This window comes from Pseudomonas fluorescens (genome assembly GCF_001307275.1).
GTDB classification, from domain to species: Bacteria; Pseudomonadota; Gammaproteobacteria; order Pseudomonadales; family Pseudomonadaceae; genus Aquipseudomonas; species Aquipseudomonas fluorescens_AA.
This window is the reverse complement of the sequence record NZ_CP012831.1, coordinates 5811492-5827201: the sequence shown is the minus strand read 5'-3', so window position 1 is coordinate 5827201 and position 15710 is coordinate 5811492. Positions and strand designations below refer to the sequence as shown.

The following is a 15710-nucleotide window of genomic DNA, read 5'->3' as shown; positions in this document are numbered from 1 at the left end:
ACCACAATAAAAAGGCATGCAGGAGCGCTCCATGATTCGGCTCACCGCTGAACTCACCCCGGCCGGCACCAGCTACCTGGCAACCGGCCAAGGCCAACCCGTGGTCTTGATCCATGGCGTGGGCCTGAACAAAGAAATGTGGGGTGGCCAGGTCGTTGGCCTGGCCACGCAATACCGGGTGATTGCCTACGACATGCTCGGCCATGGCGCCAGCCCCCGTCCGCAAAGCGGTACCGCGCTGCTGGGCTACGCCGACCAGTTGCTGGAGCTGCTCGACCATTTGCAACTGCCCCAGGCAACGGTGATCGGCTTTTCCATGGGTGGCCTGGTGGCCCGTGCGTTTGCCTTGCATTACCCGCAGCGCCTGCAAGGCCTGGTAGTGCTCAACAGCGTGTTCAACCGCAGCGCCGAACAGCGCGCCGGGGTCATCGCCCGCACCGCCCAGGCCGCCGAGCATGGGCCGGACGCCAATGCCGAGGCGGCGTTGTCACGCTGGTTCAGCCGTGAATACCAGGCCGCCAACCCGGCACAGATTGCCGCGTTGCGCCAGACCCTGGCGCAGAATGATCCCCAGGGCTACCTGACCACCTATGAATTGTTCGCCACCCAGGACATGTACCGCGCCGATGACCTGGGCAATATCCAGGTGCCGACGCTGATCGCCACCGGCGAACTGGACCCTGGCTCGACACCGGAAATGGCCCGGCAATTGGCCGAGCGCATTCCCGGCGCCAGCGTTGCCGTGCTCGCCGAACAACGGCATATGATGCCAGTAGAGTCGCCGCGCCTGGTCAACCAGCTGTTGCTGGAGTTTCTCGACACCGCAAACGCCCGGCAAAACCAAATAAAGGGGATCGTTGCATGACACTCGCACGTTTTTCGATGTGCATCGGCGGTGAATGGGTCGATGCGCTCTCCGGCAAGACCTTCGAAAGCCTGAACCCGGCCCTGGCTCAACCCTGGGCCGAATTGCCCGACGCCGACGAAGCCGATGTCGAGCGCGCCGTCCAGGCGGCACAGAGCGCTTTCGACAGCCCGGCCTGGCGCGGCTTGACGGCCACCGCACGGGGCAAGTTGCTGCGTCGACTCGGAGACCTGATCGCCGAGAACAAGGAACAATTGGCCCAATTGGAAAGCCGCGACAACGGCAAACTGATTCGCGAAACCCGCGGCCAGGTCGGCTACCTGCCGGAGTTCTTCCACTACACCGCAGGCCTGGCCGACAAGCTCGAAGGCGGCACCCTGCCCCTCGATAAGCCGGACCTGTTCGCCTATACCGTGCACGAAGCCATGGGCGTGGTCGCGGCGATCATTCCCTGGAACAGCCCGCTGTACCTGACCGCGATCAAGCTTGCCCCGGCCCTGGCGGCTGGCAACACCATCGTGATCAAACCGTCCGAGCACGCCTCGGCCACGGTCCTGGAGCTGGCCCGTCTCGCCTTGGAAGCCGGCATTCCACCGGGGGTGGTCAACGTCGTCACCGGTTACGGCCCCAGTACCGGCGCGGCCCTTACCCGCCATCCGCTGGTGCGCAAGATCGCCTTCACCGGCGGCGCTGCCACGGCGCGGCATGTGGTGCGCAGCAGCGCCGAAAACTTCGCCAAGCTGTCACTGGAACTGGGTGGCAAGTCACCGAACATTATCTTTGCCGACGCCGACCTGGACAGTGCGATCAACGGGGCGATTGCCGGGATTTATGCGGCATCCGGCCAAAGCTGCGTGTCCGGTTCGCGCTTGCTGGTGCAGGACGAAATCTATGACGAATTCGTCTCGCGCCTGGTCGAACGGGCCCAACGCATCCGCATCGGCAACCCACAGGAAGACGCCAGCGAAATGGGCCCCATGGCCACCGCGCAGCAACTGGCCGTGGTCGAAGGCCTGGTGGCCGACGCCATCGCCGAAGGGGCGCGCCTGCGCCTGGGTGGCAAGCGTCCACAGAACCTGGGCGACGGTTGGTTCTATGAACCGACCCTGTTCGAATGCGACCGCAACTCGATGAAGATCATGCAGGAAGAAGTCTTCGGCCCAGTGGCCTCGGTGATTCGATTCAAGGACGAAGCCGAAGCCCTGGCGATCGCCAACGACTCGCAGTTCGGCCTCGCCGCCGGCATCTGGACCCGCGACCTGGGCCGTGCCCATCGACTGGCCCGGGATGTGCGCTCCGGGATCATCTGGGTCAACACTTACCGTGCGGTGTCGGCCATGGCACCCATCGGTGGTTTCAAGAACAGCGGCTATGGACGCGAGAGCGGCATCGACTCGGTGCTGGCCTATACCGAACTGAAAACGGTGTGGATCAACCTGTCCCAGGCGCCCATGCCTGATCCGTTCGTGATGCGCTAGGAGTCCTGAGAAATGATCGAACCCGGCATCTACAAAGAAGTCATGAGCTCCTTCCCATCCGGCGTCACGGTGGTCACCACCTTGGACCCGGACGGCAATATCGTCGGCATCACCGCCAGTGCGTTCAGCGCGCTGTCGATCGACCCGGCGCTGGTGCTGTTCTGCCCCAACTACGGCTCCGACACCTACCCGGTCCTGCGCGACAGCAAACAGTTCGCGATCCACCTGCTGTCCGCCGACCAGACCGCCGAAGCCTATGCCTTTGCCGGTAAAGGCAAGGACAAGGCCAAAGGCATCGATTGGCACCTGAGCGAACGGGGCAATCCGTTGCTGAGCAAAGCCACGGCGATCATCGAGTGCGAACTGTGGCGCGAATACGACGGCGGCGACCACGCGATCATCGTCGGCGCAGTGAAAAACCTGATCCTGCCCGAGCAGCCGGTGACGCCGATGATCTACCACAAAGGCAAGCTGGGCCCGCTGCCCACGCTGGCCTGATGGCCATACCCTCTCCTGTGGGAGCGAGCTTGCTCGCGATAGCGGTGTGTCAGTCACAGTCATGTTGGAGGTGCTGCCGCCATCGCGAGCAAGCTCGCTCCCACAGGTCCATCAACTTTTCAGGGAGCCCCCATGAGCAATGAAAAATACGAACAAGGCCTGAAGATCCGCACCCAGGTACTGGGCCAGGACTACGTCAACCGTTCCATCGAGAACGCCGACGATTTCACCCGGCCACTGCAGGAAATGGTCACCGAGTATTGCTGGGGCCACGTCTGGAGTCGCGAGGGCTTGTCGCTCAAGGAGCGCAGCATGATCAACCTGGCAATGATCTCGGCGCTCAATCGCCCGCATGAACTCAAGCTGCATGTGCGCGGCGCCTTGCGTAACGGCCTGAGTCGTGAGCAAATACGCGAAATTCTGCTTCAGGTCGGTATCTATTGTGGCGTCCCCGCTGCCGTGGACAGTTTCCGGCTTGCCCGTGAAGCCTTCGCCGAAGCCGATGCCGAGGCCCCCAGTCAACCCTCGGCTGTTTGATCTGAACGTGCACGGATGTTGCCCGTTTGGCATGGACAGCCATATTACAGAGCGGACCCCATGAAACGCCTGCCACTCGACGACAGCTTCAAGGTCAATCGCAACCCCGTTACCCTGCGCGAGATCGTGCTGGATAAACTGCGAAGCGCCATCATGAACTTCCAGCTTCTGCCGGGCGATCGCCTGGTCGAACGCGATCTGTGCGATCGCCTGGGTGTGAGCCGCACGTCGGTACGCGAAGCGCTGCGCCACCTGGAATCCGAAGGTCTGGTGGAGTTTGCCGATGCCAAGGGGCCGCGGGTCGCCATTATCACTTTGGCCGACGCCGTCGATATCTATGAGCTGCGTTGCGTGCTCGAAGGCCTGATCGTCCAGCTGTTCACCCTGCGCGCCAAGGCCAAGGACATCAAGGCCCTGGAAAAAGCCCTCGCGGAGAACCGCAAGGCCCTCAAGGAAGGCGAACTGCAACAAGTCATCGATTCGGTACAAGGCTTCTACGACGTGCTGCTCGAAGGCTCCGGCAACCATGTCGCCGCCACCCAGCTGCGCCAGTTGCAGGCACGCATCAGCTATTTGCGGGCGACCTCGGTGTCCCAGGAAAACCGTCGCGGCGACAGCAACCAGGAGATGGAACGCATGGTCGAGGCGATCAAGAGCGGCGATCCCCTGGCGGCCCACCAGGCCTGCGTCGATCACGTGCGCGCCGCGGCCAAGGTCGCCCTGGATTACCTCAAGCGCAAACAGGAAGAGACCGGTGAAATCCCCGAGATCATCCCGCCCATCGCCCTCAAAGAACCGCGCATAGGTCGCTAGCCATGTTCAGCCCGAGCTTTTGTCCAAAGTGCGGCGGCAGTGACCTCGATCACCGCCTGCCAGCGGGCGATACCCATGAGCGACTGATGTGTGGCGGTTGCGGCTACATCCACTACGTCAACCCGAAGATCATTGCCGGCTGCATCATCGAGCAGGACGGCAAGTACCTGCTGTGCCAGCGCGCCATCCCGCCACGCCCGGGCACCTGGACTCTGCCGGCCGGCTTCATGGAAGGCGGTGAAACCACCGAACAGGCGGCGCTGCGCGAAGTCTGGGAAGAAACCGGCGTACGCGCTGAAATCGTCTCGCCCTACTCGATCTTCAGCGTGCCGAAGATCAGCGAGGTGTACATCATCTTCCGCGCCACCGCGGTGGAGATCACCGGTCAGTTCGGCCCGGAAACCCTCGCCTGCCAGTTCTTCGCCCCCGAGGACATTCCTTGGGACAGCATCTACTACCCGGCCATCCGGCAGATCCTCGAACGTTATATCGAGGAACGCCAGGCCGGGGTCTATGGCATCTACATGGGCAACGACGACAGCGGCAAGATTCACTTCATCCGCTGACGGGCGCCACGCCCTCGACAATGATCACCTCGGCCCGGGCCACGCCTTCGCGATGATGCCTGGCCGCCTGATACTGCGCCGAGTGATAGCAGGCCAGCGCCTGTTCGTAAGAGTCGAACTCGATCACCACGCTGCGCTGCGGCGTGGCCCGGCCTTCCATCGCTTCGCTGCGCCCGCCCCTGGCCAGCATTCGTCCGCCATATAACGCGAAGGCCGCCGGTGCCCGCTGGGTGTATTGGCTGTATTGATCGGGGTCGGTGACATCCACGTGAGCAATCCAGTACGCCTTCATAGTGACCTCTCGGTTTATTTTGTATTATGGTATACCACAATAGATCTCCAGCAAGCCTTCATCAAAACACAGAGAGCCCGTCATGGCCTTTAACAGCATTCAGGAAATCATCGAAGACTACCGCCAGGGCAAGATGGTATTGCTGGTGGATGACGAAGACCGGGAAAACGAAGGCGATCTGCTGCTGGCCGCCGACTGCTGCGACGCCCAAACGATCAGCTTCATGGCCCGCGAAGCCCGTGGGTTGATCTGTCTGACGTTGACTGACGAGCACTGCCAGCGCCTGGGGCTTGAGCAGATGGTGCCGAGCAATGGCAGCGTGTTCAGCACCGCGTTCACGGTTTCCATCGAGGCCGCCACTGGCGTGACCACCGGTATTTCCGCCGCCGACCGGGCTCGCACCGTCGCCGCCGCCGTGGCCATCGATGCGGGGCCCAACGACATTGTGCAGCCGGGGCATATCTTCCCGCTGCGGGCCAAGGAAGGCGGTGTCCTGACCCGTGCCGGGCACACCGAAGCCGGTTGCGACCTGGCGCGCCTGGCAGGTTTCACGCCGGCGTCGGTGATCGTCGAAGTGATGAACGATGACGGCACCATGGCCCGCCGGCCGGACCTGGAGATTTTCGCCCGCAAGCACGGGATCAAGATCGGCACCATCGCCGACCTGATCCACTATCGCCTGAGTACCGAGCACACCGTGGTGCGTATCGGCGAACGGGAACTGCCCACGGTACACGGCACCTTCCGCCTGTTCACCTTCGAAGATCGCATCGAAGGCGGCGTGCACATGGCGATGGTGATGGGCGACATTCGCCGGGAAGAACCGACCCTGGTACGGGTGCATGTGATCGATCCGTTGCGGGACCTGGTGGGTGCCGAATACAACGGCCCGTCCAATTGGACGTTGTGGGCGGCCTTGCAGCGGGTGGCCGAGGAAGGTCGCGGCGTGGTGGTCGTGCTGGCCAACCACGAATCCTCCCAGGCGCTGCTCGAGCGCGTACCGCAACTGACCCAGCCGCCACGACAATTCAGCCGCTCCCAGTCGCGCATCTATTCTGAAGTGGGCACCGGCGCGCAGATTCTCCAGGACCTGGGCGTCGGCAAATTGCGGCACTTGGGACCACCACTCAAGTACGCGGGGCTGACGGGGTATGACTTGGAAGTGGTGGAGAGCATTCCCTTCACCGGATAAGCCTGAGGCCCACCCAAATCTCCTGTGAGAGCGAGCTTGCTCGCGATAGCAATGGACCTGCCAACCTGAATGTTGACTGACACACCGCTATCGCGGGCAAGCGCGCACCCACAGGGTTCGCCCCAGCAATGACAAGGAAAAATCTGCCCTCGGACAGATAGCCGGTACGGCAAAATGCTTGCAGAAAGTTTGGAATACCATAATATGATATTCCATAGACCGAATGATTCAGCCAAGTGCGCCCACAAGGGAAAGCACCAATAACAGCCCTTGGCACGGTCGCCTTTAGAGGCCAGATGGACCTACTGCTCCCGATAGGCGGGCATTACCAAGCCCGCTCAAAAACACAACAAATGAGGGCGTGAAAATGGTGTTGAAGAAAAGTGCAGCCGCAATTCTTTTTGCCGGCTTGCTGAGTGTCACCAGCCAGGCGACGATGGCCGCTGAAAGCGTCAACTTCGTCAGTTGGGGCGGCAGCACCCAGGACGCGCAGAAGCAGGCTTGGGCCGACCCGTTCAGCAAGGCCAGCGGCATCACCGTGGTCCAGGACGGCCCCACCGACTACGGCAAGCTCAAGGCCATGGTCGAAAGCGGTAACGTGCAGTGGGACGTGGTCGACGTCGAGGCGGACTTCGCTCTGCGTGCCGCGGCCGAAGGCCTGCTCGAACCCCTCGATTTCTCAGTGGTGCAGCGCGACAAGATCGACCCGCGCTTCGTCTCCGACCATGGCGTCGGCTCGTTCTACTTCTCTTTCGTCCTCGGTTACAACGAAGGCAAGCTCGGCGCCGGCAAGCCGACGGACTGGTCCGCGCTGTTCGACACCAAGACCTATCCCGGCAAACGCGCCCTGTACAAATGGCCAAGCCCAGGCGTGCTGGAGCTGGCGTTGCTGGCCGACGGCGTCGCGGCAGACAAGCTCTATCCGCTGGACCTGGACCGCGCCTTCAAGAAACTCGACACCATCAAGAAAGACATCGTCTGGTGGGGCGGCGGCGCTCAGTCCCAACAGTTGCTCGCGTCCGGCGAAGCCAGCATCGGGCAGTTCTGGAACGGCCGGATCTATGCCTTGCAACAAGACGGCGCTCCGGTCGGCGTAAGCTGGAAGCAGAACCTGGTCATGGCCGACATCCTGGTCATCCCGAAGGGTTCGAAAAACAAGGCCGCCGCCATGAAATTCCTGGCCAACGCCAGCAGCGCCAAGGGCCAGGCCGACTTTTCCAACCTGACCGCCTACGCCCCGGTCAACGTCGACAGCGTTGCACGCCTGGATTCGGTGCTCGCCCCCAACTTGCCGACCGCCTACGCCAAGGATCAGATCACGCTTGATTTCGCGTACTGGGCCAAGAACGGTCAGGACATCGCGACACGGTGGAACGAATGGCTGGTCAAATGAAAATGTCGGCAACGACCTCCCCTCGCACCGGGAGCGCCATTGGCGCTGCCGGTGCGGTACAGGCCAAGGCGGCGACGCACACCCCGTCGCTGGCACAGCGCTGGCGCGGGGCCGGTAACCTGGTCCCTGCCCTGCTGTTCCTCGGTCTGTTCTTCCTGGCGCCGTTGATCGGCCTGCTGCTGCGCGGTGTGCTGGAGCCGGTGCCCGGGTTGGGCAACTACGAGCAATTGTTCGCCAACTCGGCCTATGCCCGAGTGCTATTCAACACCTTTTCGGTGGCCGGGCTGGTCACACTGTTCAGCCTTCTGCTGGGTTTTCCCCTGGCCTGGGCCATCACCCTGGTGCCCCGTGGCTGGGGCCGCTGGATGCTGAACATCGTGCTGCTGTCGATGTGGACCAGTCTGCTGGCCCGCACCTACTCCTGGCTGGTGCTGCTGCAAGCCTCCGGGGTGGTGAACAAGGCGTTGATGGCGCTGGGCATCATCGACCAGCCGCTGGAGATGGTGCACAACCTCACCGGCGTGGTGATCGGCATGAGCTACATCATGATCCCGTTCATCGTCCTGCCGTTGCAGGCGACCATGCAGGCCATCGACCCGATGATCCTGCAGGCCGGCTCCATCTGCGGCGCCAGTCCCTGGACCAACTTCTTCCGGGTATTCCTGCCGCTGTGCCGGCCGGGGCTGTTCTCCGGCGGGCTGATGGTGTTCGTGATGTCCCTCGGTTACTACGTGACCCCGGCACTGCTGGGCGGTGCGCAGAACATGATGCTGCCGGAATTCATCATCCAGCAGGTGCAATCGTTCCTCAACTGGGGCCTGGCCAGTGCCGGCGCCGCCTTGTTGGTGGCGATCACCCTGGTGCTGTTCTACTTCTACCTGAAGCTCCAGCCGGAATCCCCGGTGGGCGCCAGCAACGCGAGGTAAGCCGCCATGCTCCTGACTCCCAATGCCATGAGCCGGCGCATGCGGTTCGGCCTGTATTTCACCACCGGCCTGATCGCGCTGTTCCTGCTGTTGCCCATCGTGTTCATCGTGCTGCTGTCGTTCGGTTCGTCCCAATGGCTGGTCTTCCCACCGCCGGGCTGGACACTCAAATGGTACGGCCAGTTCTTTTCCAACCCTGACTGGATGAACGCGGCACTGACCAGCCTCAAGGTCGCGGTGCTGACCACCGTCTGCGCCGTGGCACTGGGCCTGCCGACAGCGTTTGCCCTGGTGCGCGGGCGCTTCCCGGGCCGGGAAATGCTCTATGGCCTGTTCACCCTGCCGATGATCGTGCCGCTGGTGATCATCGCCGTGGCGGTGTATGCGCTGTTCCTCAAGCTCGGCTACACCGGGACGATGTTCGCGTTCGTGGTCAGCCACGTCATCGTCGCACTGCCGTTCACCATCATCTCGATCATCAACTCGCTCAAGCTGTTCGACCAATCCATCGAGGACGCTGCAGTGATCTGCGGCGCCTCACGCCTGCAAGCGGTGTTCAAGGTGACCTTCCCGGCCATTCGCCCGGGCATGGTCGCCGGTGCCCTGTTCGCGTTCCTGGTGTCGTGGGACGAGGTGGTGCTGAGCGTGATGATGGCCAGCCCGACCCTGCAAACCTTGCCCGTCAAGATGTGGACCACCCTGCGCCAGGACCTGACGCCTGTGATCGCCGTCGCTTCGACGTTGCTGATCGGCCTCTCGGTCTTGGTGATGGTGATCGCCGCCGCCTTGCGTCGGCGCAATGAAATCAGCGCCTGAGCGCCTAGGAGAACACGATGAGTGCCGTCAAAGACCCCGCACAACAGAACAACAAGACCCTGGTCAGCCTGCGCAACCTGAACAAACACTACGGCGACTTTGCCGCCGTGGACGATATTTCCCTGGAGATCCAGGACGGCGAATTCCTGACCTTCCTCGGTTCCAGCGGCTCGGGCAAGAGCACCACGCTGTCGATGCTGGCCGGGTTCGAAACCCCCAGCAGCGGCGAGATCCTGGTGGGCGGCAAATCCCTGGTCAACGTACCGCCGCACAAACGCGACATCGGCATGGTGTTCCAGCGCTACTCACTGTTCCCGCACCTGTCGGTGCGCGACAACATTGCCTTCCCCCTGGCGATCCGCAAACTGGCCAGCGCCGAGCGCGAACGCCGGGTCGACGCCATGCTCAAGCTGGTGCAACTGGGAGAGTTCGCTCATCGTCGCCCTTCGCAACTGTCCGGCGGTCAGCAGCAGCGCGTGGCGATTGCCCGGGCACTGGTCTATGAACCCCGCATCCTGCTGATGGACGAACCCCTTGGAGCCCTGGATAAAAAGCTCCGTGAAGACTTGCAGGATGAACTGCGCCAATTGCATCGGCGCCTGGGCATCACCATCGTCTACGTCACCCATGACCAGGAAGAGGCCATGCGCCTGTCCCAGCGCATCGCGATTTTCAGCCACGGCAAGATCGTCGGTCTGGGCAGCGGCTACGACCTCTACCAGAATCCACCGAACGCTTTCGTCGCCTCGTTCCTGGGCAACTCCAATTTCCTCAAGCTCAAGGCCCAGGGCAACGCAGTGGCGACCTTCGAAGGCCAGTCGCTGTCGATCCGCCTGACTGCCGGCCTGCAAACGGACCAGGACGTGCTGCTGATGGTGCGCCCGGAAAAAGCCCTCGCCCTGAGCGTCGAGCAAGCGGCCCAGGAACCCTTGGCGGCCGGTTGGAATGAGGTGTCGGCCAAGGTCGTCGAAGTGCTGTTCCTCGGTGAAAGCCAGACTTGCAGCGTGGTGACGTCCGGCGGCACGGCCATGACCGTCAAGGCGCTGTCCGCCGCCGGCATGCCGCTCAAGGCCGGCGACCCGGTGCGCGTGCGTTGGGCCACCGCCGACGCCTGTGTCTACACCCAATGGGCCGAGAGCGACCTGAACAAGGCCGCGGGAGCTCATTGATGAACATTGCGCGCCCACAACCGATAAAACCCGAGGATCGTCCGATGATCGATGCCAGCGTCTACAAACAAGTCATGGGCTCGTTCCCGTCCGGCGTGACGGTGATCACCACCCTCGATGACGACGGCCAGGTAGTCGGCCTCACCGCCAGTGCCTTCAGCTCCCTGTCGATGGACCCGGCCCTGGTGCTGTTCTGCCCCAACTACAGCTCCGACTCCTATCCTGTGCTGATCAAGAACAAGCGCTTCGCCATCCACCTCCTCTCCGGCGGCCAGCAGAACGAAGCCTACGCCTTCGCCCGCAAAGGCAAGGACAAGGCCCAGGGCATCGCATGGACTTTGAGCGAACGGGGTAACCCGTTGCTGAGCAACGCCACCGCCATCATCGAGTGCGAACTGTGGCGCGAATACGAAGGCGGCGACCACGCCATCATGGTCGGCGCCGTGAAGAACCTGATCGTCCCGCAGCACACACCGGGGCCGCTGGTTTATTGCCACGGCAAGATGGGCGCCCTGCCCGTCCTCGCCTGAACCGATCGTCAACAATAAAGAGAAAGCGCCATGAAATTTTCCCTGTTCGTACACATGGAGCGCTGGGACGAAAGCGTCAGCCATCGCCAGTTGTTCGAAGACCTGAGCGAGTTGACCCTGTTGGCCGAGGCCGGCGGCTTCAGCACCGTGTGGATCGGCGAACACCACGCCATGGAATACACCATTTCGCCAAGCCCGATGCCGCTGCTGGCGTACCTGGCCGGCAAGACCACCACCATCCACCTGGGCGCCGGCACCATCATCGCGCCGTTCTGGCACCCGCTGCGGGTCGCCGGTGAATGCGCGCTGCTGGACGTGATCAGCAATGGCCGCATGGAAGTCGGCCTGGCCCGGGGCGCCTACCAGGTGGAGTTCGACCGCATGGCCGGCGGCATGCCAGCCTCCTCCGGCGGCCAGGCCCTGCGGGAAATGGTCCCGGTGGTGCGCGCCCTATGGCAAGGCGACTACGCCCATGATGGCGAGATCTGGAAATTCCCCACCTCCACCTGCGTGCCCAAGCCAATACGCAAGCCTCACCCGCCAATGTGGATCGCCGCCCGCGACCCGGACTCCCACAACTTCGCCGTCGCTAACGGCTGCAACGTAATGGTCACGCCGCTGATGAAAGGCGATGAGGAAGTCCTCGACCTGAAGAACAAGTTCCAGGCCGCCCTGGACAACAACCCCGACGTGCCACGCCCGCAACTGATGGTGCTGCGGCACACCCATGTCCATGCGGTGGACGATCCCGAAGGCTGGAAAGTCGGCGCCCAGGCCATCTCGAAGTTCTATCGCACTTTCGATGCCTGGTTCGGCAACAAGCAGGTGCCGGTCAACGGCTTCCTGGCGCCAAGCCCGGAAGAGAAATTCGCCGAGCGTCCGGAGTTCCAATTGGAGAACATCCGCAAGAACACCATGATTGGTACACCGCAGGAAATCATCGAGCGGATCAAGTACTACCAGGAACTGGGCGTGGATGAATTCAGCTTCTGGTGCGACAACAGTTTGCCCCATACCGAGAAGAAAAAATCCCTGGAGCTGTTTATCCAACAGGTGGTGCCGGCGTTTCGGTGATCCGTTGCACCGCCATCGCAAGTTTGCTCGCGATGGCGGTGTGTTTGTCAAAAAGATTGGGCATGTATTGGCCCAATCGCGAGCAAGCTCGCTCCCACAAGGCTTTCGTTCACCTGAAACATATGTGTCAAATGTGTCAAATGTGACAATTGCCCCCACTACCTCGCCGCTGCCCCGCAAACCACTATTAACGGCTCGCAAAGCCGCATAACGTACCGCGCAAAAGGATCAACTCTGATTAAGGATGATGCGCGTGGGGGTTTATCGGTTGCTGCTGGCCATGTTGGTGGCAGTTTCTCATATGGGTGTGACGTTCATGGGTTTGAACCCCGGCGTCGTTGCCGTGGTGTCCTTTTTGATCATCAGCGGCTTCGTGATGACCTCGCTGATCGAGAGGACCTACAACACCCCGGGCCAGATCGGCCTGTTCTACATCGATCGACTGTTGAGGCTGTACCCGCAGTTCCTGGTGTATTTCGTCATGTCCTGCGCGGTGATCCATTTCCTCTTGCCTGGAACGCCCCAGGCAGCCGCCCTGACCCTGGAAAACATCGCCACCAGCCTGCCGATCGTGCCGTTGGGCTTCTACATGTTCGGCATCACCGTGCCCGAGATCCTGCCTCCCGGTTGGTCCCTGGGACTGGAAATGTGCTTTTACCTGCTGATCCCGTTCCTGATCCTCTATAAGACACGGGGTGTCGCCTTTGCCGTGTCCGTGACGGTGTTCATGGTCGCTTCCCTGGGCTACCTCGACACGGACATCTACGGCTATCGCCTGCTGCCGGGCGTGCTGTTCATTTTCCTCTGCGGCAGCTACCTGTATCGGGCGCAGGCCAAAGGGCTGTGGATCGTGTCCATCACCCTGTTCGTTGCCGCCTTGATGTTCCTGGCCATTGTCGTCGGGATCATTCCCCGTCGGCCGTTCAACGCCGAGGTAACCCTGGGCATCGCCCTGGGCCTGCCGGCGGTGTTTCTGCTCGGCAGAATGAAGCATCACCGGCTCGATGAGTTCCTGGGCAACATCAGCTATGGCGTGTTCCTCAACCATTTTGTGGTGATGTATGTGTTGCGTGCGTTCTGGCCGGTGGAGTACAGCGCCCTGATCATCACAGCAGTGCTGGTACTGTCGTTCGCGTTGAGTGGCGTTTCGTACTATGGGGTCGAGCGACCGGCGCTGAAGCTTCGTCATGCCCTCAGGGCGGGCGTTAAGTACGGTGCCACGGCTCCCGTTGGCAGCACGGTGGCTTAGCCTCTGGCTGCCGTACAAAAAATGCCCGGGACGCAGGTCCCGGGCATTTTGTATTCCAGCGCAGCCGAATTAGAACGTCACGCTGGCGCTCAGCTTGGCGGTACGCGGCTCGCCGACGTTGACCTGCAACTCGCTGCCGGTGGAGGACGGGTAGTACTGCTTGTCGAACAGGTTGTCGACGTTCAACTGCAACGAGGTCTTGTGCCCCATCACCGGCGCCTCCCAGCGCAGGAAGGCGTCGGCGACAGTGTAGCTGCTGAGCCAGAATTCGTTGGCCTTGTTGGCGGCGCGTTCGCCGACGTAACGCGCACCGGCACCGGCGTGCCAGGCGCCGAATTCGGCTGGGATGTTCAGGTGGTGAGTGAGGTACAGGCTCGCGGTGTGTTTGGGAGCGTCGGGTAGGCGATGACCTTCGTCGTCCGGATCGTCCAATATTTCTGTGTGGGTGTAGGCGTAAGTGCCGATCAAGTCCCAACGGTCGGCCAGGCGGCCAGTGATGTCGAGCTCCAGGCCTTGGGAACCCACCTTGCCAGCGGCTTCTGCGATGTTCTTTCCGCCGACTACAGTGGTTGTTACTACATTCTTTTTGACGATATCGAACAAGGCGAGGTTGATATTCAGCCCAGGCATCGGGTCGTATTTGGCACCCACTTCATAGCTACGCCCTTCTTCCGGTTTGAAGGTGCTGAGGTTGTCGTCGACGGTATCGTTGGGCTTGAATGAACGGCTGTAATTACCATAAAGAGAAAGGGTCTCGGCAGCTTTATAAACCAATCCGAGGAATGGAACGAAGGCGTCGCCATTATCGTCGCGAACCCCCTCTCGCTTGATCATGCCTTGTTCGGCGAATTGGTCGTAATGCTGGTAGCGACCACCGAAGACCAGTATCCAGCGATCATCCAGATGCCAGTTGTCCTTGAGATAAATGGAGCTGGAGGTCAGTTGGTTACTCAGGTTGCTCTGTTTTGCATTCAGCTTGCTGGGTTCTGCCAACCCACCATAAACCGGCGCAGTGATGTCGAACCCTCCTTGCGCATCCCCACGGTAGGTCTTGCCACGAAACTGATCGGACACTTGATTATCGACGCCAACCAACAGGTCATGGCGCTGGCCGAACAACTCCTGCTTACCGATGAAATCCCAACTGGCGTAGCGCGTTTCGTCATCGTAATGAGCGCCGTTGGATTTTCTGCTCAGTTGATTTCCCGTCAAATCATCGGGCTGCGCAATCGAAAGACTGTACCGATCATTGTTCCAACCATAGGTAACCCGCGTTTTCCACGCATCGCTCAACTCATACTCGAACCGCGCCGTCGCCGTTTCGCGAATCCCCACGCTCTTGGCCCAAGGCTCATCAAGACGCTTGTCGTAATCGATGTCAGCCGGATGCCCGTTGGTGAACATCGTACCCCGGTCAAACGGATTGGAGTATTCGTTGTACTCATAACTCAGGTTCAACGAGGCCCGCTCACCCGTCCAAGCCAGGGACGGCGCCACCAGCGTGCTCTCATTGACGCCGTAGTTGCGCCAGTAGTCCTCGTGGCCGCGCTCGGCGATCAGGCGATAGGCCAGGCCGGTATCGCCCAGCGGCCCGGTGGTGTCCAGGGCCATGGTGCCGCCACCTTCGCTGTAGGCCGAGCCGCTCAGCGTGGTGCTTTGGGTGTATTCCGGTTTCTTGCTGATGACGTTGATCAGGCCGCCGGGCTCCAGCGCGCCGTACAGCATCGAGGCCGGGCCCTTGAGCACTTCGACGCGGTCGGTGGTGGCGCTGAAGTTGTGGCCCAGGTTCGAACGCACGCCGTCGCGCAGGATCGAGCCGTCGTCGTTGGTGCCGAACCCGCGCTTGACCAACGAGTCCCTCGAGCCGCCCAGGGTGTTGCCCTGGCTGACGCCGCTGACGAACTTCATCGCGTCGTTCAGCGAGCGCACCTGGTAGTCCGCCAGGGTCTGCTGGGTCACCACGTTGATCGACTGCGCCTCTTCCTTGATCGGTACATCGCTCTTGCTCGCCGTGCTGGCTTGCGACGTCGTATAGCCCTCGTCCTGAGTGACACGACTGCCCTGGATATCCGTGGCCGGCAGTTCGACAGCGTCCTGTGCCCACAACGGGTTTGCAATGAAGCAGCAGGACAGGGTTGGCAACACACACTTGATGAAGACGTTGCGATTTACGAGGGGGGTGGAACGATTCAAGACGCGCACTCATGGAAGGGACGTTAATGAGAGCAAATATACTTTGAGAATCATTCCCAGTAAATCTTTTGTATCAAGTGATGATCGCCCCAAACCTCTGTGGGGCTTGCTCCCATAGG

General features: G+C 61.5%; 16 protein-coding genes. 14 read left to right on the top strand and 2 right to left on the bottom strand.

All coding sequences use genetic code 11. The features are described 5' to 3' along the window. Positions 1 to 31 precede the first annotated feature (31 nt). The 6 genes from AO356_RS25795 to AO356_RS25770 all read left to right on the top strand — a co-directional run bounded on the left by AO356_RS25795 (position 32) and on the right by AO356_RS25770 (position 4757). Positions 32 to 865, top strand: coding sequence for an alpha/beta fold hydrolase (locus AO356_RS25795; protein ID WP_060742198.1), 834 nt, complete (start codon positions 32 to 34; stop codon positions 863 to 865). Next, the gene (locus AO356_RS25790; protein ID WP_060742197.1) at positions 862 to 2343 is read left to right on the top strand and encodes an aldehyde dehydrogenase; all 1482 of its coding nucleotides are present in this window, start codon (positions 862 to 864) and stop codon (positions 2341 to 2343) included. The genes AO356_RS25795 and AO356_RS25790 overlap by 4 nt, the downstream gene beginning before the upstream one ends. A gap of 12 nt (positions 2344 to 2355) precedes the next feature. Beyond that, the gene (locus tag AO356_RS25785; RefSeq protein WP_060742196.1) at positions 2356 to 2841 is read left to right on the top strand and encodes a flavin reductase family protein; all 486 of its coding nucleotides are present in this window, start codon (positions 2356 to 2358) and stop codon (positions 2839 to 2841) included. A 132-nt stretch (positions 2842 to 2973) separates the two neighbouring features. Further along, positions 2974 to 3378, top strand: coding sequence for a carboxymuconolactone decarboxylase family protein (locus tag AO356_RS25780; protein WP_060742195.1), 405 nt, complete (start codon positions 2974 to 2976; stop codon positions 3376 to 3378). Positions 3379 to 3438: 60 nt separating this feature from the next. Further along, positions 3439 to 4191, top strand: coding sequence for a GntR family transcriptional regulator (locus AO356_RS25775; RefSeq protein ID WP_003201683.1), 753 nt, complete (start codon positions 3439 to 3441; stop codon positions 4189 to 4191). Between the two features lie 2 nt (positions 4192 to 4193). Continuing rightward, on the top strand, positions 4194 to 4757 hold the full coding sequence (locus tag AO356_RS25770) for an NUDIX hydrolase (protein ID WP_060742194.1): 564 nt from the start codon (positions 4194 to 4196) through the stop codon (positions 4755 to 4757). Here the strand turns inward: AO356_RS25770 and AO356_RS25765 are convergent. Beyond that, complete coding sequence (locus tag AO356_RS25765; protein ID WP_060742193.1) at positions 4747 to 5049, bottom strand: DUF1330 domain-containing protein; 303 nt, start codon at positions 5047 to 5049, stop codon at positions 4747 to 4749. The genes AO356_RS25770 and AO356_RS25765 overlap by 11 nt on opposite strands. 82 nt (positions 5050 to 5131) lie before the next feature. Here AO356_RS25765 and ribBA point away from each other — a divergent pair, with 82 nt between their 5' ends. The 8 genes from ribBA to AO356_RS25725 all read left to right on the top strand — a co-directional run bounded on the left by ribBA (position 5132) and on the right by AO356_RS25725 (position 13398). Then, positions 5132 to 6241, top strand: a complete 1110-nt coding sequence (gene ribBA / locus AO356_RS25760; RefSeq protein WP_060742192.1) for a bifunctional 3,4-dihydroxy-2-butanone-4-phosphate synthase/GTP cyclohydrolase II — start codon at positions 5132 to 5134, stop codon at positions 6239 to 6241. A 367-nt stretch (positions 6242 to 6608) separates the two neighbouring features. Continuing rightward, the gene (locus AO356_RS25755; protein WP_060742191.1) at positions 6609 to 7634 is read left to right on the top strand and encodes an ABC transporter substrate-binding protein; all 1026 of its coding nucleotides are present in this window, start codon (positions 6609 to 6611) and stop codon (positions 7632 to 7634) included. Continuing rightward, positions 7631 to 8560 (top strand): ABC transporter permease, encoded by a 930-nt coding sequence (locus tag AO356_RS25750; protein WP_060742190.1) that lies wholly within the window; start codon positions 7631 to 7633, stop codon positions 8558 to 8560. The genes AO356_RS25755 and AO356_RS25750 overlap by 4 nt, the downstream gene beginning before the upstream one ends. 6 nt (positions 8561 to 8566) lie before the next feature. Further along, positions 8567 to 9376, top strand: a complete 810-nt coding sequence (locus AO356_RS25745) for an ABC transporter permease (protein ID WP_003201669.1) — start codon at positions 8567 to 8569, stop codon at positions 9374 to 9376. A 17-nt stretch (positions 9377 to 9393) separates the two neighbouring features. After that, positions 9394 to 10545 carry an ABC transporter ATP-binding protein gene (locus AO356_RS25740; protein ID WP_003201667.1) on the top strand — a complete coding sequence of 384 codons (1152 nt, stop codon included), beginning with the start codon at positions 9394 to 9396 and terminating at the stop codon, positions 10543 to 10545. Between the two features lie 44 nt (positions 10546 to 10589). Then, positions 10590 to 11075, top strand: coding sequence for a flavin reductase family protein (locus AO356_RS32325; protein ID WP_060743204.1), 486 nt, complete (start codon positions 10590 to 10592; stop codon positions 11073 to 11075). Between the two features lie 30 nt (positions 11076 to 11105). Next, positions 11106 to 12149 (top strand): LLM class flavin-dependent oxidoreductase, encoded by a 1044-nt coding sequence (locus tag AO356_RS25730; RefSeq protein WP_060742189.1) that lies wholly within the window; start codon positions 11106 to 11108, stop codon positions 12147 to 12149. Between the two features lie 244 nt (positions 12150 to 12393). Continuing rightward, positions 12394 to 13398, top strand: a complete 1005-nt coding sequence (locus tag AO356_RS25725) for an acyltransferase family protein (protein ID WP_203225764.1) — start codon at positions 12394 to 12396, stop codon at positions 13396 to 13398. 69 nt (positions 13399 to 13467) lie between these two features. On the opposite strand, the gene AO356_RS25720 is transcribed toward AO356_RS25725, so the two are convergent. Beyond that, the gene (locus tag AO356_RS25720) at positions 13468 to 15552 is read right to left on the bottom strand and encodes a TonB-dependent siderophore receptor (RefSeq protein ID WP_404942853.1); all 2085 of its coding nucleotides are present in this window, start codon (positions 15550 to 15552) and stop codon (positions 13468 to 13470) included. Positions 15553 to 15710: the final 158 nt, after the last annotated feature.

Bases quoted from the DNA above. Each gene is read 5' to 3' on its own strand.
- AO356_RS25725 (WP_203225764.1), top strand. From the start codon at position 12,394: ATGATGCGCGTGGGGGTTTATCGGTTGCTGCTGGCCATGTTGGTGGCA.
- AO356_RS25745 (WP_003201669.1), top strand. From the start codon at position 8,567: ATGCTCCTGACTCCCAATGCCATGAGCCGGCGCATGCGGTTCGGCCTG.
- AO356_RS25750 (WP_060742190.1), top strand. From the start codon at position 7,631: ATGAAAATGTCGGCAACGACCTCCCCTCGCACCGGGAGCGCCATTGGC.
- AO356_RS25775 (WP_003201683.1), top strand. From the start codon at position 3,439: ATGAAACGCCTGCCACTCGACGACAGCTTCAAGGTCAATCGCAACCCC.
- AO356_RS25795 (WP_060742198.1), top strand. From the start codon at position 32: ATGATTCGGCTCACCGCTGAACTCACCCCGGCCGGCACCAGCTACCTG.
- AO356_RS25755 (WP_060742191.1), top strand. From the start codon at position 6,609: ATGGTGTTGAAGAAAAGTGCAGCCGCAATTCTTTTTGCCGGCTTGCTG.
- ribBA (WP_060742192.1), top strand. From the start codon at position 5,132: ATGGCCTTTAACAGCATTCAGGAAATCATCGAAGACTACCGCCAGGGC.
- AO356_RS25740 (WP_003201667.1), top strand. From the start codon at position 9,394: ATGAGTGCCGTCAAAGACCCCGCACAACAGAACAACAAGACCCTGGTC.
- AO356_RS25730 (WP_060742189.1), top strand. From the start codon at position 11,106: ATGAAATTTTCCCTGTTCGTACACATGGAGCGCTGGGACGAAAGCGTC.
- AO356_RS25790 (WP_060742197.1), top strand. From the start codon at position 862: ATGACACTCGCACGTTTTTCGATGTGCATCGGCGGTGAATGGGTCGAT.
- AO356_RS25765 (WP_060742193.1), bottom strand. From the start codon at position 5,049: ATGAAGGCGTACTGGATTGCTCACGTGGATGTCACCGACCCCGATCAA.
- AO356_RS25770 (WP_060742194.1), top strand. From the start codon at position 4,194: ATGTTCAGCCCGAGCTTTTGTCCAAAGTGCGGCGGCAGTGACCTCGAT.
- AO356_RS25780 (WP_060742195.1), top strand. From the start codon at position 2,974: ATGAGCAATGAAAAATACGAACAAGGCCTGAAGATCCGCACCCAGGTA.
- AO356_RS32325 (WP_060743204.1), top strand. From the start codon at position 10,590: ATGATCGATGCCAGCGTCTACAAACAAGTCATGGGCTCGTTCCCGTCC.
- AO356_RS25785 (WP_060742196.1), top strand. From the start codon at position 2,356: ATGATCGAACCCGGCATCTACAAAGAAGTCATGAGCTCCTTCCCATCC.